This is a genomic window from Streptomyces sp. NPDC091280, from assembly GCF_044768565.1.
Taxonomy (GTDB): Bacteria; Actinomycetota; Actinomycetes; order Streptomycetales; family Streptomycetaceae; genus Streptomyces.
This window is the reverse complement of the sequence record NZ_JBIVUZ010000014.1, coordinates 197,332-218,550: the sequence shown is the minus strand read 5'-3', so window position 1 is coordinate 218,550 and position 21,219 is coordinate 197,332. Positions and strand designations below refer to the sequence as shown.

The window sequence follows — 21,219 nt, the reverse complement described above, 5'->3', positions numbered from 1 at the left end:
GTGCGCCCATGCTGCTCCCAGCGTCGACAACGGGGGAGCGAACGTGCAGGCGTTTCTGGCGGGGGCCGTACTTCTGGTGTGTCTGAGCCTGTCGCTGATCGGCGGGGTGCAGCCGCCGCGGCTGAGGACCAGACGGCTGGCACCCGAGTTCTCGGCCGGGGCGCCGTTGGCGGTGGGGTTCGGCTCGTGGGTGATGTGGGTGCTGATGTTCACGGCGCTCAAGGTCGGCTTCACCGGCACCAGGAACATCGGGATCTCCGTGGCGCTGCTCGTGCTGTGCGTTCTGGTGGCCCGCCCGATGGTCCGGATGGCGGCGCCCGCGCGGCTCGAAGCGCGCCGCACGCTGGTCGCGGCACGCGCGGTCGGCCTCTGCTGTGTCGTGACCGCCGTGATGGCCCTCATGCCCACGCGGATCGGCAACGAGGCGATGGCCGGGCTGGCCGTGGTCTACGCGACGACCGCCGCCGTACTGGGGCTGCTGCGGGCGGTCGACCACGGCTACTTCCCGCTGGTCCTGCTGTGGTCGGCGCTGCAGAAGGCGCTCCTGGCGGCCGTGACCGGCTACTGGATCGACCACGCCGGCGCCACCCTCGTCCCCGACCCGGACCACGCCACCGCGGGGGCGCTGCTGCTCGCCGTCCTGTGGTGGTCGACGGTGGCGCTGTCCGCCGGGAGCGCGGTGGCCGCGGCCGTCCGCCTGGTGCCCTGGCTGCGGAGCGGGCCGCCGGCCGACCCCGCGCCGCCCGGAGTGAAGTCCTGGCCGCCGGCCGTGGGCGATGTGTGGACGGCCGAACTCACCCACGACGACAACAACTTCAAGGAGCGCCCGGTGCTCGTGCTGGAGCACACCCCGGGCTTCGTCCGGGTGCTCGGCGTCACCAGCGTCGACAAGTCCGACCGGCGGCGCGGCTATCTGAAACTGCGCTCCTCCGAATGGGAGGGCGTGCTGAAGAAGGACAGCTGGCTGAACCTGGAGATCGCGCACATCCCGTACTGCGACTTCCTGTGGCGGCACGGGGAGTGCCCGGACCGGGTGTGGGACCTGCTGTGCGCGGAGGCCGACGTGCGGGAGCGGTCCGCGAAGGCGGGACCGAATCCCGGGTTCACGTTCCGGCACCGGCTGCGGTCGGCGATGAACGGGCACGTCGGCCGGGACGCGCGCGGGGTCCGGGCCCGCGCCACCCCGTCGGCGCGCGTCGCCGGCGGGGTGCGGGGGGAGTGACGTCAGGCGCTCTTGATCGCCGAGATGTCGAAGTTCAGCTTGATCTTCTCGGAGACGAGCACGCCACCGGTCTCCAGCGCCGCGTTCCAGGTGAGGCCGAACTCGGAGCGCAGGATCTCGGCCTTGCCCTCGAAGCCCACGCGCTCGTTGCCGAACGGGTCCTTCGCGGCGCCGTTGAACTCCAGGTCGATGGTGATCGGCTTGGTGGTGCCGAGGATCTCCAGGTCACCGGTGATGCGGTAGTCGTCGCCGCCGAGGGCCTCCGCGGAGGTCGAACGGAAGGTCATCGTGGGGAACTCGTCCGTCTTGAAGAAGTCCGCGCTCTTGAGGTGACCGTCACGGTCCGGGGAACCGGTGTCGATGCTCTCCATCTTCACGTCCAGGGACGCGGTGGATTTGGCGGGGTCGGAACCGTCCAGGTGCAGCGTGCCGGTGAAGTCGAGGAACTTGCCCTTGACGTTGGTGACCATGGCGTGCCGGGCGGTGAACCCGAGCGTGGTGTGCGACGGGTCGATGGTGTAGTCGCCGGTCAGCTCGGCCAGGTCGGGGTTGACGGCGGCGGGCGCCGAGGTGGTGGTCTCGGTCTCGTCGTTCTTACGGCCGAAGATGCCCATGACGTGCTCCTAAGGGGGGACGGAGAAGTGCGGGGTCGGGGTCTGTTGAATGTTCAACGATGCCAACACGAAGGACCGTAGACCTATTCCATTCAATTTTCAACATCATCCGCAGGGTGTTGCCCCAACTACTGCGAGTACGCTCGCCTTCACCCTGGGGATGGCATCCGCCCCCGGTGAATGTGAGGTGGCTCTCAGCTGACGTCTTTGTGTGACTCCTACAACGGCCACGCCCCCTGAACAGTCGGAACGGCTGCATGCTGGTGAGGTTCTGTCCGGTGGTACCAGGAAAACGGGCCGGAGACTGTGCAGAGTCGACGGCGCACAATCCTTGGAGTGCTTCGTAGGGTCGATACATGACCGTTTTGGATGAGGCGCCGGGTGAGCCGACTGACGCGCGCGGGCGAGTGGCCGAACTGCACGAGATCCGTGCGCGGGCACTGGCCGGCCCGAGCGAGAAGGCGACCGAGGCGCAGCACGCCAAGGGGAAGCTGACCGGCCGGGAGCGCATCGAACTGCTCCTCGACCCCGGGTCCTTCCGCGAGGTCGAGCAGCTGCGCCGGCACCGCGCCGTCGGCTTCGGCCTGGAGGGCAAGAAGCCGTACACCGACGGTGTCATCACCGGCTGGGGCACGGTCGAGGGCCGCACGGTCTTCGTCTACGCGCACGACTTCCGGATCTTCGGCGGCGCGCTGGGCGAGGCCCACGCCACGAAGATCCACAAGATCATGGACATGGCCATCGCGGCCGGCGCGCCCCTCGTCTCGCTGAACGACGGTGCGGGCGCCCGCATCCAGGAGGGCGTCAGCGCCCTCGCCGGCTACGGCGGCATCTTCCAGCGCAACACCAAGGCCTCCGGGGTCATCCCGCAGATCAGCGTGATGCTCGGCCCGTGCGCGGGCGGCGCGGCCTACTCGCCCGCCCTCACCGACTTCGTGTTCATGGTCCGTGAGACGTCCCAGATGTTCATCACGGGTCCGGACGTCGTGAAGGCGGTCACGGGCGAGGAGATCACCCAGAACGGCCTGGGCGGCGCCGACGTGCACGCCGAGACCAGCGGTGTCTGCCACTTCGCCTACGACGACGAGGAGACCTGCCTCGCCGAGGTGCGCTACCTCCTGTCGATGCTCCCGCAGAACAACCGCGAGAACCCGCCCCGCGCCGAGTCCTCCGACGCCGCCGACCGCCGCTCGGACATCCTGCTGGACCTCGTCCCGGCGGACGGCAACCGGCCGTACGACATGGCCAAGGTCATCGAGGAGATCGTCGACGACGGCGACTACCTGGAGGTCCACGAGCGCTGGGCCCGCAACATCATCTGCGCGCTGGCCCGGCTCGACGGCCAGGTCGTCGGCATCGTCGCCAACCAGCCGCAGACCCTGGCGGGCGTCCTGGACATCGAGGCGAGCGAAAAAGCTGCGCGCTTTGTCCAGATGTGTGACGCTTTTAACATTCCGATCGTTACGTTTCTGGACGTCCCGGGATTCCTTCCCGGCGTCGACCAGGAACACGGCGGAATCATCAGGCACGGAGCGAAGCTGCTCTACGCGTACTGCAACGCCACCGTGCCGAGGATTTCGCTCATCCTGCGCAAGGCGTACGGAGGTGCCTACATCGTCATGGACAGCCAGTCCATCGGCGCCGACCTCACCTACGCCTGGCCCACCAACGAGATCGCCGTGATGGGCGCAGAAGGTGCCGCCAACGTCATCTTCCGCCGCCAGATCGCCGACGCCGAGGACCCCGAGGCGATGCGGACGCGCATGGTCAAGGAGTACAAGTCCGAGCTGATGCACCCGTACTACGCGGCCGAGCGCGGACTCGTCGACGACGTCATCGACCCCGCCGAGACCCGGGACGTACTCATCAAGTCCCTCGCGATGCTCCACACCAAGCACGCGGACCTGCCCTCGCGCAAGCACGGCAACCCCCCGCAGTAACCCAGCGGACCCTCCGCGCTACCCGTGCGGAAACCTCTCTCACGGAGACTGAGACCTATGACCACGCCTGACATTCGTGTCGAGAAGGGCCACGCCGACCCCGAGGAAGTCGCCGCCATCACGGCCGTCCTCCTGGCCCGCGCGGCAGCCACCCCGGCCACCGAACCCCACCGCCCCCTCCCCAAGGCCGGCTGGCGCCGCCTGGAGCGCGAGGGCGGCTTCCGGGCCCCGCACAGCTGGCACTGAGCGCCGTAGCGTCGCACGAGACGTCGTGTCGTGCGAGACGTCGTAAAAGAAGAAGGGCCCCTCTCCAGGAGAGGGGCCCTTCTCGCGTGGTCCGTTACCGCAGGCGCGCCATCAGCGCGTGTTCCACCAGGGTGATCAGTGCCGACTTCGCGTCCGCGCGGTGGCGGGCGTCCGTCGTGATGATCGGGGTGTCGGGGCCGATCTGGAGGGCCTCGCGGACCTCGTCCGGGTTGTACGGCTGCTGGCCGTCGAAGCCGTTGAGGGCGATGACGAAGGGGAGGCCCGAGTTCTCGAAGTAGTCGACCGCGGGGAAGCAGTCGGCGAGACGGCGGGTGTCGACCAGCACGATCGCGCCGATCGCGCCGCGCACCAGGTCGTCCCACATGAACCAGAAGCGGTCCTGGCCGGGGGTGCCGAACAGGTACAGGATCAGGTCCTGGTCCAGGGTGATACGGCCGAAGTCCATGGCGACCGTGGTGGTCGTCTTGTCCCCGGTGTGGGTGAGGTCGTCGATGCCCGCGGACGCGGACGTCATCACGGCCTCCGTGCGCAGCGGGTTGATCTCCGAGACCGCCCCGACGAACGTGGTCTTGCCCACGCCGAAGCCACCCGCCACCACGATCTTCGCCGAGGTGGTGGAGCGGGAAGGACCGCCGCTAGAGCTTGCGAAGTCCACTGAGCACCCTTTCGAGCAGTGTCACGTCTGGCTGGCCGCCGGCGTTCTCGTCGCCGCCGGGCTGATGAATGGCGACCAGGCCCGCCTCCGCCAAGTCGGCGACGAGGATCCTGGCCACGCCGAGAGGGATCGTCAGGAGGGCGGAGATTTCCGCCACCGACTTGATCTCGCGGCAGAGGTTGCAGATGCGCTGATGCTCGGGCAACTGGCCCTGCATCTGGTGCGGTTGCGCGGTGGTGTGCACCAGCGCCTCGATGGCGAGCTGGTAGCGCGGGCGGGTCCGGCCGCCGGTCATGGCGTACGGACGCACCAGGGGATTGCTCGACGAACCCGCGGGCGCGGCCTCGGGGGAGCGGCGGTGCGGCTGCACGGGCTGGATGCGCGGCGCCGGCGGCTGGTCGTACGGCGACGGACCGGGGCCCTGCGGGTACTGAGGGTGACGCGGGGACGGCGAGGAGGGGAAGTTGTACCGGTTCTGGGAACCGTCGCCCTGCCCCTGGCCGGGGCCGTACGACCAGTTGCCCGAAGACGAACCGCCTGGGGGTGTTGCCACTTTCTCCTCCTCCGACTGTGCCGGGCACCCATCACTGTGGAGCCGCGTCCCGAAACCTTATGGCCTCGGGACGCCAAAACGCACCGTCCGTCTGTTAGTTGAGAAGGCTCCCCTGGAGCTCTGCTCGAAGGTCCGGGGTCAGGACCGTACCGGCGCGGTCCACCAGAAGGGCCATCTCGTACCCAATGAGGCCGATGTCCGCCTCGGGGTGTGCGAGAACCGCGAGCGAGGAACCGTCGGACACGGACATGATGAAGAGGAATCCCCGCTCCATCTCCACAACCGTCTGGTTCACGCTGCCGCCCTCGAAGATGCGCGAGGCACCGGCGGTCAGTGAGGTCAGACCCGACGCGACGGCCGCCAGCTGGTCGGCACGGTCACGCGGGAAACCTTCGGACATCGCCAGAAGGAGTCCGTCGGCGGAGACCACCACCGTGTGCGACACACCCGGGGTGTTGTCCACGAAGTTGGTGATCAACCAGTTCAGGTTCTGCGCCGCCTGGCTCATCGGGCTCACACTAACGCTCCTGGTTGTAGGTGCTGTCAGAGCCGAAACCCTGACCGTTCGTTTCACTTCCTGCGCTGCGACCCCGCTGGACGCCGCGGCGCAGGTTGCTGAGCCTGCCCCGGATGTCCTCGGGAGCGCGGGAGACCTGGGGGCCGCCCTGAGGGGTGCTCTCGGCGGTGCCCTCGACCAGGTTGGCCTTGGGCACCCGCCTCGGCAGGCCGGAGGAGGTGACCCCGCCGGCCTTCGGCTTCTTCAGCGCCGAGGCCTGCTGCCACCGCTCGTCGTTCGCCGAGCGCCAGTCCACGGTCCCGGTGCTGCCGTTGGCGCTGCCGTTTCCGTTCGCGGTGCCGTTCGCCGTACCGAAGATGTTGGTCTTGCTCTCCGGGGCGGAGGCCGTCTGCTCCTGGTGCGCGGGCTGCGAACCGTTGGTGCCTTTCGCGGTCGAACCGCGGCGCGGCAGCCCGGCGTCGGTCAGCGCGTGGACAGCCGAGGGGGCCGGTCCCGGACGGTCGAAGCCTACGTGATCCCGCTCACTGACGTCAGCGGCCTGCGCAGGTTCCGGATCCGGAGCGTACTGGTCCGGGTAGCCGTTGCGGTAACCGTCCTGCTGCGGCCAGTCGTCCTGATAGGACGGCTCTTCGAAGCCCGGATACGTCTCCGGGGCCACGGAGTGCGCCGACGCGTGCTCCTCCCGCACCGGCTCCGCGTACCCGGGCTCCGGGTAGCCGCCGTTGGAGGGGAAGGAGTCGGCGAAGGTGTCGTTCTGCGTCCCGGTGCCGTTCGGCGCGTAGTACTGCTCGTCGTAGGCGGGCCGGACCGGCTCGTCGTACGACGTCTGCTGCTGCTCCTCGTACGTCGGCTGGCCGTTGTAGCCCGTCGGCTGCTCCTGGTACGCCTGCTGTCCGTTGTCCGCGTACGTCTGCTGCTGCGGGGCCTCGAACTCGGCGAACTCCGGGTAGGCGCCCGGCTCCAGGGCCTCCTGGCCCGGCTTCTGCGACTCCAGGGCCGCCCGGCGCTCCTCGCGCATCAGCGAGCGGCCGACCGGGTCGAGCTCGCGGATGTCGTCCGGCACCTCGGGGTAGCGGGTGTCGTCGAAGCCCAGCTCGGCGGCCGTGCGGATCGGGGTGTGGTTGAAGTCCTCACCCTGGTACTGCGGCTGCTCCGGCATGATCTGCGAGACGGTGAACTCGTCGCGCTGGAGCTGCTGTTCGCCACCGCCACCGTGGGTGATCGCGTCGGGCAGCATGACCAGCGAGGTGGTGCCGGCCTGCTCGCCCGAGGGGCGCAGCTGGACCCGGATGCCGTGCCGGTCGGACAGCCGGCCGACCACGAACAGGCCCATGCGCTGGGAGATCGCGACGTCCACGGTCGGCGGGTTGGCCAGCTTGTGGTTGATGTCCGCGAAGTCCTCGGCGGTGAGGCCGATGCCCTTGTCGTGGATCTCGATCATCACGCGGCCGTCGGGGAGCCGGGTCGCGGTGACCCGGACCTTGGTCTGCGGGGAGGAGAACGTGGTGGCGTTCTCCAGCAGCTCGGCGAGCAGGTGCACGAGGTCGGTGACCGCGCGGCCGTGGATCTCGGCCTCCGGGACGCCCGACAGCTCGATGCGCTCGTACTGCTCCACCTCGGAGGAGGCGGCGCGCAGCACGTCGACCAGCGGGACCGGCTGGTCCCAGCGGCGGCCCGGCTCCTCGCCGGCGAGGACCAGGAGGTTCTCGCCGTTGCGGCGCATACGGGTCGCGAGGTGGTCCAGGCGGAAGAGGTTCTCCAGCTGGTCCGGGTCGGCCTCGTTGTTCTCCAGATCGGTGATCAGGGTCAACTGGCCCTCGATCAGCGACTGGTTGCGGCGCGAGAGGTTGGTGAAGATCGCGTTGATGTTGCCCCGCAACAGGGCCTGCTCGGCGGCCAGTCGAACGGCCTCGCGGTGGACCTGGTCGAAGGCTCTGGCGACCTCGCCGATCTCGTCCGTCGTGGTGATGGGGATCGGCTGGACGCGGGTGTCGACGCGGCCGGGGTCGGTGCGCGAGAGCTGGTCGACCAGCATCGGCAGCCGCTGCTCGGCGATGCCGAAGGCCGCGTTGCGCAGCTGGCGCATCGAGCGGCTCATCTGGCGGGCGACCGCGCCGGCCAGGATGAAGGCGAGGAGGAGGGCGACGACGACGGCGGCACCGGTGATGATGGCGTCGCGCTTGGCGGTGGCCGCGATGTCCGAGGCCTCGCTCACCGCGATGTCGGCCTTGTCCTCTTCGAGCTTGCGGTACGCCTCGTACTTGAGGGTGGTGCCCGCCCACCAGTTCTGCGCGGTGATGCCCTGCTGGGCGAGGGCGTTGCGCGCCGAGACGTCGGTGGTCTGGAGCTGCGACATGGCCGTGACGGTGGTGACCGGGTTGGTCGGCGGCGGGACGTACGTCTTGCCGGCGGCCTTCGCCTGGGCGGCGGCCTGCTTGACCATGGCCGTGCCGTCGGTCTGCACCTTCGCCAGGGCGGTGTTCAGCTTCGTGATGTCCGCGTCGGTACCACCGGCCTGGTACTCCTGGATGGCGATGCCCTCCAGGTAGGCGTACGAGGTGAGGGCGGTGCGCTGGGTGGCGAGGCTCTTCGCGTCCGGGCCGGGGTTGATCAGCAGGTGGGTGCCGATGGAACGCTCCAGGGAGAGCGCGCCCTTGGCCAGTGCGATGGCGTAGACCGAGCGGCCGTAGCTGGTGATGTTGCCGGTGCCCAGGCCGAGTTCGTTGGAGAACTCCAGGAGCGGGTGCTCCAGGTTGACGTAGCTCTCCTCGGTCTGGACGCCCTTCATCTTGGAGGTGTAGGCGGCGGCCCGGATCGACTGGAGTGTCGGCTCCACCTTGCGGAAGCGGCTCAGGCGCCGCTCCAGGCCGGGGGAGTCCGGCATGTTCTGCACGGCCTTGTCGAAGACGTCGGCGGCGTCGTCGGTGGCCTTGCGGGCCGCCACGACGGTCGCGTTCTTCTCGCCCTTGCCCTCCAGCAGCGGGGCGGCGGTGACGTCACGCTCGTTGGTGACCGCGTTGCTGTAGGTCAGGGCGGCCTGCACGACGCGGGCGGTCTTCTCCGCGTCCTCGGCGTTCTGCCAGGTGTCGATCGAGCTCTTGACCTGGAAGCCGCCCATGATGAGGCCGACGCCGACGGGTATGAGCAGGATCGCGTTCAGCCGGGTCGGCACCCGCCAGTTGCGGGGCGAGAAGCGGCCTCCGCTGGGAGGGGGTGGTGCCGCGGGCTCCGAGCCTGGCACAGGGGCGGGCGCCGCTCCGCGCGGCGGCGGGGTGAAGTTGCCCCGGGCCGACGGCTCGGGACCGTTCTTGCTTCGCCTCACTCGACCAACAACCTTCCGGCGGTCGGCACCTACGCTGTGCCGCTGTACTGAGTACGTCTTTGACTAATAGGCAGTTCAGGCATTCCAGCACGCGGACATCTGCTCTTCCAAACAGTGGAAAGCTCGGTTTCCTAGTGATGTAAGCCCTAGATAAAACGGTCATAAAGAGCGAGCCCCGCCAAAAGGCGGGGCCATGTTCGCGCAGCGGCACCGAATGACCGCGACGAGTGGCCGTACCACCCGATTCCTCTGCCGAAACGTTATGAACACCGGGGCCGACCGTGTCAAAGGCCACAGCCGGCTCCGAGGCGTCTACGACAACTGCCGTATGTCATGGACGACTTGAGTGTTACCGCAGCCGAGCCATCAACGCGTGCTCGACCAGCGTGATCAGCGCACTCTTGGCGTCCGAGCGGTGCCGGGCGTCCGTCGTGATGATCGGCGCGTCCGGCCCGATCTGGAGGGCCTCGCGCACCTCCTCCGGGTTGTACGGCTGGTGGCCGTCGAAACCGTTGAGGGCTATGACGAAAGGCAGCCCGCTGTTCTCGAAGTAGTCGACCGCGGGGAAGCAGTCGGCGAGACGGCGGGTGTCGACCAGGACGACGGCGCCGATCGCGCCGCGCACCAGGTCGTCCCACATGAACCAGAAACGGTCCTGACCCGGCGTACCGAAGAGGTACAGGATCAGGTCCTGGTCCAGGGTGATACGGCCGAAGTCCATGGCCACCGTGGTGGTGGTCTTGTCCCCGGTGTGGGTGAGGTCGTCGATGCCCGCCGAGGCGGACGTCATGACGGCCTCCGTGCGCAGCGGGTTGATCTCGGAGACGGCACCCACGAACGTGGTCTTGCCGACACCGAAGCCACCCGCCACCACGATCTTCGCGGAGGTGGTCGCCCGCCCTCCGTCAGAGCTTGCGAAGTCCACTGAGCACCCTTTCGAGCAGCGTCACGTCCGGAGCGCCGCCGTTGTTCTCGTCGCCGCCCGGCTGGTGGATGGCCACCAGTCCGGCCTCGGCGAGGTCCGCGACGAGGATCCGCGCCACACCGAGGGGCATGGCGAGGAGTGCCGACACCTCCGCGACCGACTTGACCTCACGGCACAGATGGCAGATGCGCTGGTGCTCAGGGAGCAGTCCCATCAGCGCTGCCGGGTCGGCCGTGGTGCTGATCAGAGCCTCGATGGCGAGCTGATAGCGCGGCCGGGTCCGGCCGCCGGTCATCGCGTAAGGACGTACCAGCGGCTGGTCGCCCTCGTCCCCGTACGGCTCGGCGTACGGATCATGAGAGGCGGTGGGCGGGGTCATGAATCCTCCGGGCGGGACAGCAAGTCGGTCGGGCTTAGCCGTCTGACAGGGCCGGTGGGGGGATTGTGGCGGCCGGACGGTGATTTGGTGAGACGGGTGGTGCCGGGGCCGGTCAGTGAAGCAGACTGCCCTGGAGTTCGGCGCGCAGGTCCGGTGTGAGGACCGCCCCCGCACGGTCGACGAGCAGTGCCATCTCGTAGCCGACGAGGCCGATGTCGCACTCGGGGTGCGCGAGCACCGCCAGGGACGAGCCGTCCGAGACGGACATGAGGAAGAGGAACCCTCGCTCCATCTCCACGACGGTCTGCGCCACGTCGCCGCCCTCGAAGATCCGGGAGGCCCCGGCCGTCAGCGAGGTCAACCCGGAGGCCACGGCCGCCAGTTGGTCGGCGCGGTCGCGCGGAAAGCCTTCCGACATGGCCAGAAGGAGTCCGTCGGCGGACACGACGACGGTGTGGGACACACCAGGGGTGTTGTCCACGAAGTTGGTTATCAACCAGTTGAGGTTCTGTGCCGCCTGGCTCATCTGGCTCAACTAACGCTCCTGCTGGTGAGTGGGGCTGGGGAAGCTGCCGGTCTGGCCGGTACCCGTACCGGCCTGGCGGCCCTGTGCGATGCCCCGACGGAGATTGGTCAGCCGGCCGCGTACGTCGTCAGGCGCACGCGAGACCTGCGGACCGGTTTGGTGCTGTTGCTGCTGAGCCGTGCCCGGGACGAGGTTGGCCCTGGGCACCCGGCGCGGCAGGCCGGAGGTGGTGACGCCGCCCGCGGCCGGTTGCCGTACACGCTCTGCCTGCCGGACGAGATCGTCGTTCGGCGAGCTGCGCCAGGCACCGCCCGTGGGACGCTGAGGGGGTGTCGCCGGAACCTGCGGTGCCGGCGGCTGCGGGGCGGGGACGGAGCCGTTGCTCTGGCTCGGCGCTTCCGCCTGCTGGCCGTGGAACCAGTTGGTCTCCAGCGTGTCGTACAGAGGTGTCCTGCCGTCGCCGGGACCGGTGGCGGGCGGCAAGGCCCATCCGTCACCCGGACCCCGTCCCTCGTCGGGCCGCTGCGCGACGGGCGGACGCCCGGTGGTCCCGGGGTTCTGACGGTTCGGCAGATTGTGCTGACCGGTGGAGCCGTTGTCAAAACCGGGAGTCGCGAACTGGCCGGTGGAGCTCGCGTCGTAGGCCTGCGGGACGGCGAACTGTCCCGTGTTGGCCGGGTTCGACGGGTTGTTGGCCGGGGTGTTCGGAGAGCCGAAGACGTCCGAGCGGACGAACTGGCCGCCGTTCTGCTGGGTGTTGGAGCCGGGGCGCGGCGGCTCGAAGTCCTGGCGCGGGAACTGGCCGTTGGACTGCGACCCGTTGGCGCCCGGACGCGGCAACTGGCCCGTGTTCTGGGACCCGTTGACGTTCGGCCGGGGGAAGGAACCCGTGTCCTGCGTACCCGGCCGCGGGAAGGAGCCGGTGTCCTGCGGACCACTGGTGCCCGGACGCGGGAACTGCCTGCCGTCCTGTGCGTCGAGGCGCGGCAGCGCCGGCATCTCCTGCGTACCGGGGCCCTGACGGTCGTCGATGCGCGGCATCCGGGAGGTCTGCTCGGCCTCGCGCTCGTCGTGGCCGCGCGGGGCGTCGAGGTTGCCGCGGCCCAGCGGGGGCTGCGCGTTCTCGTCGCTCCAGCTGGGGCGCTGGTTGTTGCCGCCGGGCAGCTCGGCCCGCGGACCACCGCGCGGCGGGAGCTGCGGCTGACGCCCGCGGCGCCGGCCACCACCGCGGGGCGGCTCGGGCTCGTTGTTCCCGCGCTGCGGCGGAACCCCGCCGTTCTGCGGCGGAACGGTCCCGCCGAAGGCGTCCTGGCGTCCGTCGCCGAAGCCCTGCGGAGCGCCCGTACCGGCCGCCTGGAGCCCCTGCGGGGCGCCCGGGGCCTGGCCGAAGAGACCGGCACCGGAGCCGGCCGCCGGACGGCCCTGCGGCGCCGAGGGACCCTGCGGGCCACGCGCGCCGCCGGGAGCACCCGGACCACCGGGACCGCCGGGACGTCCACCGCCCGCACCGGGCAGCGCGGCCCGCGGGCCCTGACCGGAACCGACCTGGCCGCGCGGAGCGGACCCGGCACCGAGCAGTCCGCCGTTGCCGCCGCCCGGCGCGCCCGCGCCGAGGGCGGAACCGCCCTGACCGTTGCCCCGGCGGGCCGCACTGGCACCGGCGGCGGCAGCCGCCGCGCCGACCGCGGCCTGGCCGGGCTTGCCCGGAGCGGGCTTCTTGCCGCCCTGGGCGACGTCGACCGGGAGCATGACCAGCGCGGTCGTACCACCGGAGTCGGAGGGGCGCAGCTGGATGCGGATGCCGTGGCGCTGCGAGAGGCGGCCGACCACGAACAGACCCATGCGGCGGGAGACCGAGACGTCCACGGTGGGCGGCGAGGCGAGCCGCTCGTTGATCGCCGCGAGGTCCTCGGGGGAGAGGCCGATGCCGGTGTCGTGGATCTCGATCAGGACGCGGCCGTCGGGCAGCGCGTGACCGGTGACCTTGACCTTGGTCTGCGGGGAGGAGAACGAGGTCGCGTTCTCCAGCAGCTCGGCGAGCAGGTGCACGAGGTCGTTGACCACGCGGCCGGCCACTTCGGTGGTCGGCACGGAGGAGAGCTCGATGCGCTCGTACTGCTCCACCTCGGAGGCCGCGGCGCGCAGCACGTCGACCAGCGGGACCGGGCGGGTCCAGCGGCGGCCGGGCTCTTCACCGGCGAGGACGAGGAGGTTCTCGCCGTTACGGCGCATGCGGGTCGCGAGGTGGTCGAGCTTGAAGAGGGAGGACAGCTGGTCCGGGTCGGCCTCGCGGGACTCCAGCTCGGAGATGAGCGAGAGCTGACGCTGGATGAGGCCCTGGGAGCGGCGCGAGAGGTTGGTGAACATCGCGTTGACGTTGCCCCGCAGGAGGGCCTGCTCGGCGGCGAGGCGGACGGCCTCGCGGTGCACGTCGTCGAAGGCCGCGGCCACCTGGCCGATCTCGTCCCGGGAGTGCACACCGACCGACTCCACGGACGTGTCGACGTCCTGCGGGTCGGACTCGGAGAGCTGCTTGACCAGCTCGGGCAGCCGGTCCTGGGCGACCTTGTTGGCGGTCTCCTGGAGCCGGCGCAGCGAGCGGATCATGGAGCGGGCGATGACGAAGGCGCCGACGAGGGAGACACCGAGCACGAGCAGGATCAGCGCACCGGAGATGATCGCCTCGCGCTCGGAGGCGGAGCGCAGCTCGCGGGCCTTCTGCTCCATGTCCTCAAGGAGCGTGTGCTCGATCTTCTTCATCTGCTCGATCTTGGTCGAGCTGTCGTCCACCCAGTCCTTGTAGGACCGCTTGTCCAGCGAGGCCAGACCGTTCGTGTTGGCGAGGGCGCGCTCCGCGTACTTGTCCGCGGCGTCGATCGTGGCGTTGCCGTCCTCGATCGGCTGGATCAGCTCCTCGGCACCCTGGTCGCCGTAGATGTTGCGGAAGATCGCCAGGTCCGACTTCTCGCTCTCCAGCGCCGAGTCGGCGTAGAGGCGGTCGTTGTCGGAGAGCCTGCCGGTCGTCGTGTTGTTGTCGGGCAGGGCCGCCGCGATGACGGCGCGCTGCACGGACGCGAACTCCTTGGCCGAGGAGAAGGCCGCCAGGGCGCGGGTGCGCTGGATCATCTCCGGGTTGCTGGTCGCCTCGGCCATGTCCTGGGAGAGGTCGAGCAGCTGGGTGATCAGGCGGTGGTAGGCGTCGACCGTCTGCGTCGAGTTGTCCCGCGACTGGTACGCCGACTTGCGGATCTTGTCGAGGTTGTCCAGCTCGGTGGCGAGACCGACCACGGTCTCGCGGACGCCCTGCAGGTTGCCGTTCCTGCTGGCGCTGTCGATCTCCTCCGAGGAGTTGATGAAGTTGTCGCGGGCGCGGTCGGTCTTCTCCTCGTAGCCCTTGACCTCGTAGTCGGTGGCCTTGCCGCCGTGCGACAAAGGACCTGCCGACTGGTCGCGCTCCTCCTGGAGCGCGGTGGCCAGCTCGGTGGCCTGCTTGGTCATGTCCGTCAGCAGCTTCATGTTGTCGAGCTGCTGGATGTCGGTCATGGAGTCGCTGATGCGCAGCGCGCCCAGCGAGGTGGCCGCGACGACGGGGAGCGCCAGCAGTGACACCAGGCGCGTGGAGATGCGCCAGTTGCGCAGGGCGACGCGCGAGCCGGGTCCGGGCGTGCCGCTCGGCGGCTTCACCGGGGGCGCGGGGGTGGGGGCTGCGGACGCGCCGGGGCGCCCTGGGCCTCCGCCGTCGCCAGACGGTGCCGGGCCCGGGTTCTGGGCGTGCTGGGGCGAGGAGCTGCCGGTGTTGGGGCCAGCCCCGCCATGCGGCTCCGGCTCCGCCGGAGCACTGCCATCCCTCTTGAAACGTCCCTGCACTAGCGTCGCAACCTCTGGACCAGGCGTCCTCCGCGCGAACGGAAGGACGGTGTCGGCGTCTCGGGGAGCGCCCTGAACGCGCACCCCATGTGTGGTCGTGAGTGACCGGCGCTGCTCCCCCTTCCGCCGCCCTCGGCGCTGCGTTGCGCCCCCTGCGCGCCGGGCTGATTCTGCGGCGGTCCGTGGAATTCCAGCACAGTGCCGGATCTCCAACAAGGCCCGTAGGCCAGGCTGTGACCTGTGTGACACCCCGTGAGGACAGTGTCACGAGACGTAGAAAGCTATTCACTCGAAAGTGGACTTATCGCCACGATCCTTGGGGGCGTGGGATGTGCCCCAGTCGCCATGATCAGGAGCGGAATAGCAGCTTCAGGGGGGCAATGTCCGTTTCGCCGAGGTGAGTCGGCGGTCCGAATTGGCTGCTTTGCCCGCAGGGTGGTGAGCAAACTCACACCCGGATCATGGGCTCTTCGCGTCTTCGGCCGGGAATTGGATGTTTAGCCTGACGCTTTACACGAGGGCACAATCTGTCAACCACCCACCCAGGACAGACGAGGGTCGAGTACAACAGTGAAGACGACGATGATGTTCCGCAACATTGCCAACCCGCGACGCACGACGCTGGCGCACCTCTCGGACGCCGACGCGCTGCGGACGCCGGAGCAGCCGGAGCACTCGCTCGACCTGCCGGCCCAGACCGCCAACCCGCGCCGCACCATCCTCACGGAGATCCCGGTCGGCGCCGCCGCCAACTAAGTCCCGCTCCGGCGGATCATGGTGGCAGACGCGGGGCGCGGCACGCACCTCCGGGGCCCGCGCCGTGATCCGCCGGACCGGCGTTATTCGGCGAGGCGCCGCCCCCGTACCGCGTTAGCCTGGAGCGTCAGACTCCAGCCAGCTCAGTGAGGGGTGCCGGGATCCCGTGCGCATCGCCAGATTCTCCATCGACGGGAACGTCGCCTTCGGCGCGGTCGAGGGCGACAGGCCGGACGAACTCGTCCTCGACATCATCAAGGGCATCCCGTTCGCGGACTTCGAACTCTCCGGCACGAAGGTCCCCCTGAGCAAGGTCCGCCTGCTGCCTCCGGTGCTCCCGAACAAGGTCGTCGCCTACGGCCGCAACTACGCCGAGCACGCCCGCGAACTGGGCAACGAGGTACCGGACGCCCCCTTCGCCTTCTTCAAGCCGTCCACCTCGGTGATCGGCTCCGGCGACGACATCCAGTACCCCTCCTTCACCGAGGACCTCCACCACGAGGCCGAACTGGCCGTCGTCATCGGCCGGATGTGCCGCGAGGTCCCGCGCGAGCGGGTCAAGGACGTCATCCTCGGCTACACCTGCGCCAACGACATCACCGCGCGCGACGTCCAGAAGCGCGAGAAGCAGTGGGCCAGGGCCAAGGGCTTCGACACCTCCTGCCCGCTCGGCCCCTGGGTGGAGACGGACCTCGACCCGAGCGACCTCACCATCCAGCTCACGGTCAACGGACAGCAGCGCCAGCTCGGCCGCACCAGCGAGATGATCCACTCGATCGAGGACCTGGTCGTCAACATCACCGAGGCCATGACGCTGCTCCCCGGCGACGTGATCCTCACGGGCACCCCGGCAGGCGTCGGACCGCTCACCGTCGGCGACGAGGTCGCCGTCACCATCGAAGGCATCGGCACTCTCACCAACAAGGTTGTCAAGCGTGGCTAGCGCATCCGCCCCAGCAGTCCGTGTCCGTTTCTGCCCCTCGCCGACCGGCAACCCCCACGTGGGCCTGGTCCGCACCGCCCTGTTCAACTGGGCCTTCGCCCGGCACCACCAGGGCACGCTGGTCTTCCGCATCGAGGACACCGACGCGGCCCGCGACTCCGAGGAGTCCTACGGCCAGCTCCTCGACGCGATGCGCTGGCTGGGCTTCGACTGGGACGAGGGCCCCGAGATCGGCGGCCCGCACGCGCCCTACCGCCAGTCGCAGCGCATGGACATCTACAAGGACGTCGCCAGGAAGCTCCAGGACGCCGGCCACGCCTACGACTGCTACTGCTCCACCGAGGAGCTGGACGCCCGCCGCGACGCCGCCCGCGCCGCCGGGAAGCCGTCCGGCTACGACGGCCACTGCCGCGACCTGAGCGCCGAGCAGGTCGAGGCGTACCGGGCCGAGGGCCGCGCGCCGATCGTCCGGTTCCGGATGCCCGACGAGACGATCACCTTCACCGACCTGGTTCGCGGCGAGCTGACGTTCACCCCGGAGAACGTCCCGGACTACGGGATCGTACGAGCCAACGGCGCCCCGCTGTACACGCTCGTCAACCCGGTCGACGACGCCCTGATGGAGATCACCCACGTCCTGCGCGGCGAGGACCTGCTCTCCTCGACACCTCGTCAGATCGCCCTGTACAAGGCCCTGTTGGAGTTGGGCGTCGCCAAGTCGGTCCCGTCCTTCGGGCACTTGCCGTACGTGATGGGCGAGGGCAACAAGAAGCTGTCCAAGCGCGACCCGCAGTCCTCCCTCAACCTCTACCGGGAGCGCGGCTTCCTGCCCGAGGGACTGCTCAACTACCTTTCCCTGCTGGGCTGGTCGCTCTCGGCCGACCAGGACATCTTCACGATGGACGAGATGGTCGCGGCCTTCGACATCGCCGACGTGAACCCCAACCCGGCCCGCTTCGACCTGAAGAAGTGCGAGGCGATCAACGCCGACCACATCCGGCTGCTCGATGTGAAGGACTTCACCGAGCGCTGCGCCCCGTGGCTGCGCGCCCCGTTCGCCCCCTGGGCGCCGGAGGACTTCGACGAGGCCAAGTGGCAGGCCGTCGCCCCGCACGCGCAGACCCGTCTGAAGGTGCTGTCGGAGATCACGGACAACGTCGACTTCCTCTTCCTCGCCGAGCCGGTCGAGGACGAGGCGTCCTGGACCAAGGCCATGAAGGAGGGCTCCGACGCCCTTCTGCGGACGGCCCGGGAGAAGCTGGAGTCGGCCGACTGGTCCTCGCCCGAGTCCCTCAAGGAGGCAGTCCTGGCCGCCGGTGAGACCCACGGCCTCAAGCTCGGCAAGGCGCAGGCCCCGGTCCGCGTCGCGGTCACCGGCCGCACGATCGGCCTGCCGCTCTTCGAGTCCCTGGAGATCCTGGGCAAGGAGAAGACCCTGACCAGGATCGACGCGGCCCTGGCGAAGCTGGCTGCCTGATCCGAGCGCGCCACAGGGGCGGTACCCGGCGATCCGGGTACCGCCCCTGTCCCGTCCTCTGCCGCGTCCCCTGTCCCGTCAAAAATTGGTCGTGAAATGTTCACGCCATAGTTAAGATCCGTCCGATCCGGCGCCACGGGGAGCCGGTAGGTGCATGGGGAGGGGTCTGCGTGTTCAAGAAGATTCTCACGGTGGTCGTCGCGGCCGTCGGTCTGGCGGTCGCCGCGACGGCGCCGGCCGCGGCGGTCGACAGCGGTTCCAGCAAGAACGCGTGCGGAGTGGTGTATTTCTACCCGGACGGCGACACCTTCAAGTTCCTGGACACCTGCTCCGACGGCCACGGCGTCCTCCTGTACTGGACGACCCCGACCACCGGACAGCCGCACACCACCGACTCCGCCCAGTCCAAGGCGTACACCGGCGGCTACACCGGCTGGAACCTCGACAACGCCTATGTCTACGACAAGGACTTCACCGAGGGCGCCTGCTTCTACTACCGCGTCGGCCTGACCGAGAGCGGCGGTTACATCGTCGGGTCCTACGGCTCCTGGACCCTGTCCTGCGCCTGACGGCCGACCAGTTGGGGGCCCCGCGGCACACACGTGCCGCGGGGCCCCGCGTTATGGTCGGATCATGAGTATTCGGGCCGTGGTCTGGGACGTCGACGACACCCTGTTCGACTACACCGGCGCGGACCGTGCCGCCATGCGGGAGCACCTGGTGACCGAGGGGCTGCTCGACGGGCAGGAGAGCGTGGCGGCGGCCCTGGAGCGCTGGCGGGTGGCCACCGAGTTCCACTGGGCGCGGTTCTCAGCCGGGGAGGTCACGTTCGAGGGGCAGCGCCTCGACCGGGTCCGGCACTTCCTGGAGCGCGAGCTGACCGACGCCGAGGCCGACGACTGGTTCCGGCGCTACAAGAACCGCTACGAGACCGCCTGGGCGCTCTTCCCGGACGTCCTGCCCGTCCTCGACACCCTCGCGGCCAGTCACCGGCACGCGGTCCTCTCCAACTCCAGCATCACCGTGCAGGACCGCAAGCTGCGCACCCTCGGCGTGCACGACCGCTTCGAGGTCATCCTGTGCGCGGCCGAACTGGGCGTCTCCAAGCCCGAGGCCGGCGCCTTCCTCGCGGCCTGTGAGGCGCTGGAACTGCCGCCGCACGAGGTGGCGTATGTCGGAGATCACCCCGAGATCGACGGGCGGGGCGCGGCGGACGCCGGGCTGCTCTCCGTCTGGATCGACCGCCGCGGCGGGCACACCTCCGTCGAGGCGCTGGCGGGGCGGCACCGGATCGGCTCCCTCGCCGAACTCCCCGCTCTGCTCGGCGCCGATACCCGTTTTGGAGCCCCGTCCACCTTCGGGTAATGTTGTTCCTGTCGCCACCGGGGAGCGGGTCGAAAGACCAGGAACCGGAGGCGTCAACTAGAACAAGATCCCCGCAAGGGATTGTGTTTTGGTGGCCTATGGTGTAATTGGCAACACTACGGTTTCTGGTACCGTCATTCTAGGTTCGAGTCCTGGTAGGCCAGCTCGCAGATGCTATGAATTCTGCAATGCCCCCGTTGTGTAGCGGCCTAGCACGCTGCCCTCTCACGGCAGTAGCGCCGGTTCGAATCCGGTCGGGGGTACAGATCCTTCCCAGGAAGGTGGCCGGGTCGCACCCGTCACCTCTCATGCAGGATCGCTAGGGCCCCCGTTGTGTAGCGGCCTAGCACGCTGCCCTCTCACGGCAGTAGCGCCGGTTCGAATCCGGTCGGGGGTACGTTTTACCTTGCAATACCTTGGTCTATGGTGTAATTGGCAACACTACGGTTTCTGGTACCGTCATTCTAGGTTCGAGTCCTGGTAGACCAGCTGTGATCTGCGGAAACGCATGATCCGCGCCCCCGTTGTGTAGCGGCCTAGCACGCTGCCCTCTCACGGCAGTAGCGCCGGTTCGAATCCGGTCGGGGGTACCTACAGAGAACGGCCCTCCACTTCGGTGGGGGGCCTTCCTCATGTCCGGCCCACTCGAATCACTCGAAGCCGTACCGCCGCGCCGACTCCTCCTCCTGTGCCAGCCGGTGCAGTGCCTGGAGCACCGGCTCGACGAAGATCGCGCCCGCGACCGCCGTCTCCACCTTCTCGGCCTCCGAGGGGTACGTCTCCACGAAGTCCAGGTCGAGCACCGCCGCCCGGTGCATCAACCTGGCGTAGTTCACGACGAGTTCGGGGGGCCAGTCGTATCCGAGCCGGCGAAGTGCCGCCACCGCCACGACCAGTGAGCGGTAGGACGGCGAAATGGTCACCAGGGCCTGGGAGTTGGACCAGCCCAGCGTCTCCAGGAGCTGGTCCACCTCGCGGTGCGCGGCCCGGACGTGCTCGTCCTCCGCGTCCGGCTCGGGAACCTGCGGCAGCGCCCAGAGCGCCGCGCCCAGCCGGATCGTACGGCCGAGGGAGTCGTCGTCGACATGGCCGAGCACCTCGCGGACCGTCGCCACCGGGAGCCGGCCGACCTGGATCATCGCGCGGACCAGACGCAGTCTGCGCAGGTGTTCCCCGTCGTACTCGGCGGTGGTCGTGTTGACCTGCCGGCCGGGGCTCAACAGGCCTTCGCGCAGGTAGTACTTGATCGTCGCGATGGACACACCGCTGCGCTCGCTCAACTCGGCCAGCCGCATGTCTTGCGCCTTTCATCGGGTACCGGCACTATCCAAGCATGGGTCATCGGATAGTGCCGGTACCCAACTAGGGGGTGCCATGTTCGCGAAGGTCGTCAACGGCCGTACCACCGCCGCCGCCGAGGGGGAGGTGGTGGTGCTGCTGATCGGGATGCGCATCAACCGCTTCTGGGCCGTGCACCACTGGGTGCCGGTGTTCCTCGCGATGCCGCGCATGCTGCGGGAGTTGGGGAAGGACAGGAGCCGAGGACTGCTCGGGCACGTACTGCTGACGGCGTCCCCGCGGACGTACTACGTCGTCCAGTACTGGGAGTCCAAGGAGAAGCTCTACACGTACGCGAGTTCGCCCGACATGTTCCACCACCGGGCATGGGCGATCGTCAACCGCAAGGAGAAGGCCGGGAAGGTGCGCGGCCATGTCGGGCTGTGGCACGAGAGCTATGTGGTGGCCGAGGGGTCCTACGAGGCGATCTACGCCGACATGCCGGCCTTCGGACTCGCGGCGGCGCACGGTCAGGTGCCGGTGGAGAAGCGGGGGAGGCGGGCGAAGGACCGGTTCGCGTACCGGTCGGAGAAGGTGGCCTCCGAGTAGGTCC

Annotated in this window: 19 protein-coding genes and 5 tRNA genes; 14 read left to right on the top strand and 10 right to left on the bottom strand. The window is 69.2% G+C overall.

What is annotated here, in order from left to right; translation table 11 throughout:
• Nucleotides 1–43: 43 nt before the first annotated feature.
• Nucleotides 44–1,222 (top strand): hypothetical protein, encoded by a 1,179-nt coding sequence (locus ACIQPR_RS37330; RefSeq protein WP_403657832.1) that lies wholly within the window; start codon nt 44–46, stop codon nt 1,220–1,222.
• A 2-nt stretch (nt 1,223–1,224) separates the two neighbouring features.
• On the opposite strand, the gene ACIQPR_RS37325 is transcribed toward ACIQPR_RS37330, so the two are convergent.
• Nucleotides 1,225–1,836, bottom strand: coding sequence for a YceI family protein (locus tag ACIQPR_RS37325; protein ID WP_403657829.1), 612 nt, complete (start codon nt 1,834–1,836; stop codon nt 1,225–1,227).
• A gap of 356 nt (nt 1,837–2,192) precedes the next feature.
• On the opposite strand from ACIQPR_RS37325, the gene ACIQPR_RS37320 reads away from it, so the two are divergent.
• Nucleotides 2,193–3,776, top strand: a complete 1,584-nt coding sequence (locus ACIQPR_RS37320; RefSeq protein WP_403657826.1) for an acyl-CoA carboxylase subunit beta — start codon at nt 2,193–2,195, stop codon at nt 3,774–3,776.
• A 57-nt stretch (nt 3,777–3,833) separates the two neighbouring features.
• Nucleotides 3,834–4,022, top strand: a complete 189-nt coding sequence (locus ACIQPR_RS37315; protein WP_403657823.1) for an acyl-CoA carboxylase subunit epsilon — start codon at nt 3,834–3,836, stop codon at nt 4,020–4,022.
• Between the two features lie 94 nt (nt 4,023–4,116).
• Here the strand turns inward: ACIQPR_RS37315 and ACIQPR_RS37310 are convergent, their stop codons facing one another.
• The 8 genes from ACIQPR_RS37310 to ACIQPR_RS37275 form a co-directional block, all read right to left on the bottom strand.
• Nucleotides 4,117–4,698, bottom strand: a complete 582-nt coding sequence (locus ACIQPR_RS37310; RefSeq protein ID WP_009314218.1) for an ATP/GTP-binding protein — start codon at nt 4,696–4,698, stop codon at nt 4,117–4,119.
• Nucleotides 4,679–5,251, bottom strand: a complete 573-nt coding sequence (locus ACIQPR_RS37305) for a DUF742 domain-containing protein (RefSeq protein ID WP_026178547.1) — start codon at nt 5,249–5,251, stop codon at nt 4,679–4,681. The genes ACIQPR_RS37310 and ACIQPR_RS37305 overlap by 20 nt, the downstream gene beginning before the upstream one ends.
• Nucleotides 5,252–5,345: 94 nt before the next feature.
• On the bottom strand, nt 5,346–5,759 hold the full coding sequence (locus tag ACIQPR_RS37300) for a roadblock/LC7 domain-containing protein (protein ID WP_005479603.1): 414 nt from the start codon (nt 5,757–5,759) through the stop codon (nt 5,346–5,348).
• Between the two features lie 10 nt (nt 5,760–5,769).
• Nucleotides 5,770–9,090: a nitrate- and nitrite sensing domain-containing protein gene (locus ACIQPR_RS37295; protein WP_403657820.1), complete on the bottom strand. Its 3,321-nt coding sequence runs from the start codon at nt 9,088–9,090 to the stop codon at nt 5,770–5,772.
• Between the two features lie 349 nt (nt 9,091–9,439).
• Complete coding sequence (locus ACIQPR_RS37290) at nt 9,440–10,015, bottom strand: ATP/GTP-binding protein (protein ID WP_006375318.1); 576 nt, start codon at nt 10,013–10,015, stop codon at nt 9,440–9,442.
• Nucleotides 9,996–10,394, bottom strand: coding sequence for a DUF742 domain-containing protein (locus tag ACIQPR_RS37285; protein WP_019058642.1), 399 nt, complete (start codon nt 10,392–10,394; stop codon nt 9,996–9,998). The genes ACIQPR_RS37290 and ACIQPR_RS37285 overlap by 20 nt, the downstream gene beginning before the upstream one ends.
• Nucleotides 10,395–10,506: 112 nt before the next feature.
• Entirely contained in the window at nt 10,507–10,920 is a 414-nt protein-coding gene (locus tag ACIQPR_RS37280) for a roadblock/LC7 domain-containing protein (protein ID WP_005479910.1), read from the bottom strand.
• A gap of 9 nt (nt 10,921–10,929) precedes the next feature.
• Nucleotides 10,930–14,787, bottom strand: coding sequence for a nitrate- and nitrite sensing domain-containing protein (locus ACIQPR_RS37275; RefSeq protein WP_403657817.1), 3,858 nt, complete (start codon nt 14,785–14,787; stop codon nt 10,930–10,932).
• A 570-nt stretch (nt 14,788–15,357) separates the two neighbouring features.
• On the opposite strand from ACIQPR_RS37275, the gene ACIQPR_RS37270 reads away from it, so the two are divergent.
• The 10 genes from ACIQPR_RS37270 (at nt 15,358) to ACIQPR_RS37225 (ending at nt 19,918) form a co-directional block, all read left to right on the top strand.
• Nucleotides 15,358–15,543: a hypothetical protein gene (locus tag ACIQPR_RS37270; RefSeq protein WP_403657814.1), complete on the top strand. Its 186-nt coding sequence runs from the start codon at nt 15,358–15,360 to the stop codon at nt 15,541–15,543.
• A gap of 166 nt (nt 15,544–15,709) precedes the next feature.
• Nucleotides 15,710–16,486: a fumarylacetoacetate hydrolase family protein gene (locus tag ACIQPR_RS37265; RefSeq protein WP_403657812.1), complete on the top strand. Its 777-nt coding sequence runs from the start codon at nt 15,710–15,712 to the stop codon at nt 16,484–16,486.
• Nucleotides 16,479–17,963, top strand: a complete 1,485-nt coding sequence (gene gltX, locus ACIQPR_RS37260) for a glutamate--tRNA ligase (protein WP_403657809.1) — start codon at nt 16,479–16,481, stop codon at nt 17,961–17,963. Before ACIQPR_RS37265 ends, gltX begins: the two co-directional genes overlap by 8 nt.
• 170 nt (nt 17,964–18,133) lie before the next feature.
• The gene (locus ACIQPR_RS37255; protein WP_403657806.1) at nt 18,134–18,532 is read left to right on the top strand and encodes a hypothetical protein; all 399 of its coding nucleotides are present in this window, start codon (nt 18,134–18,136) and stop codon (nt 18,530–18,532) included.
• Nucleotides 18,533–18,596: 64 nt separating this feature from the next.
• On the top strand, nt 18,597–19,328 hold the full coding sequence (locus tag ACIQPR_RS37250; RefSeq protein ID WP_403657803.1) for an HAD family hydrolase: 732 nt from the start codon (nt 18,597–18,599) through the stop codon (nt 19,326–19,328).
• Nucleotides 19,329–19,420: 92 nt separating this feature from the next.
• Nucleotides 19,421–19,492: transfer RNA gene (locus ACIQPR_RS37245), tRNA-Gln, on the top strand.
• Nucleotides 19,493–19,518: 26 nt separating this feature from the next.
• Nucleotides 19,519–19,591, top strand: a tRNA-Glu gene (locus ACIQPR_RS37240).
• Between the two features lie 61 nt (nt 19,592–19,652).
• A tRNA-Glu gene (locus tag ACIQPR_RS37235) sits at nt 19,653–19,725 on the top strand.
• 20 nt (nt 19,726–19,745) lie between these two features.
• Nucleotides 19,746–19,817: transfer RNA gene (locus tag ACIQPR_RS37230), tRNA-Gln, on the top strand.
• 28 nt (nt 19,818–19,845) lie between these two features.
• A tRNA-Glu gene (locus tag ACIQPR_RS37225) sits at nt 19,846–19,918 on the top strand.
• A 60-nt stretch (nt 19,919–19,978) separates the two neighbouring features.
• On the opposite strand, the gene ACIQPR_RS37220 is transcribed toward ACIQPR_RS37225, so the two are convergent.
• On the bottom strand, nt 19,979–20,623 hold the full coding sequence (locus tag ACIQPR_RS37220) for a MerR family transcriptional regulator (protein WP_403657800.1): 645 nt from the start codon (nt 20,621–20,623) through the stop codon (nt 19,979–19,981).
• 79 nt (nt 20,624–20,702) lie between these two features.
• Here ACIQPR_RS37220 and ACIQPR_RS37215 point away from each other — a divergent pair, with 79 nt between their 5' ends.
• Nucleotides 20,703–21,215: a DUF4188 domain-containing protein gene (locus ACIQPR_RS37215; protein WP_403657797.1), complete on the top strand. Its 513-nt coding sequence runs from the start codon at nt 20,703–20,705 to the stop codon at nt 21,213–21,215.
• The last annotated feature ends 4 nt before the right edge of the window (nt 21,216–21,219 follow it).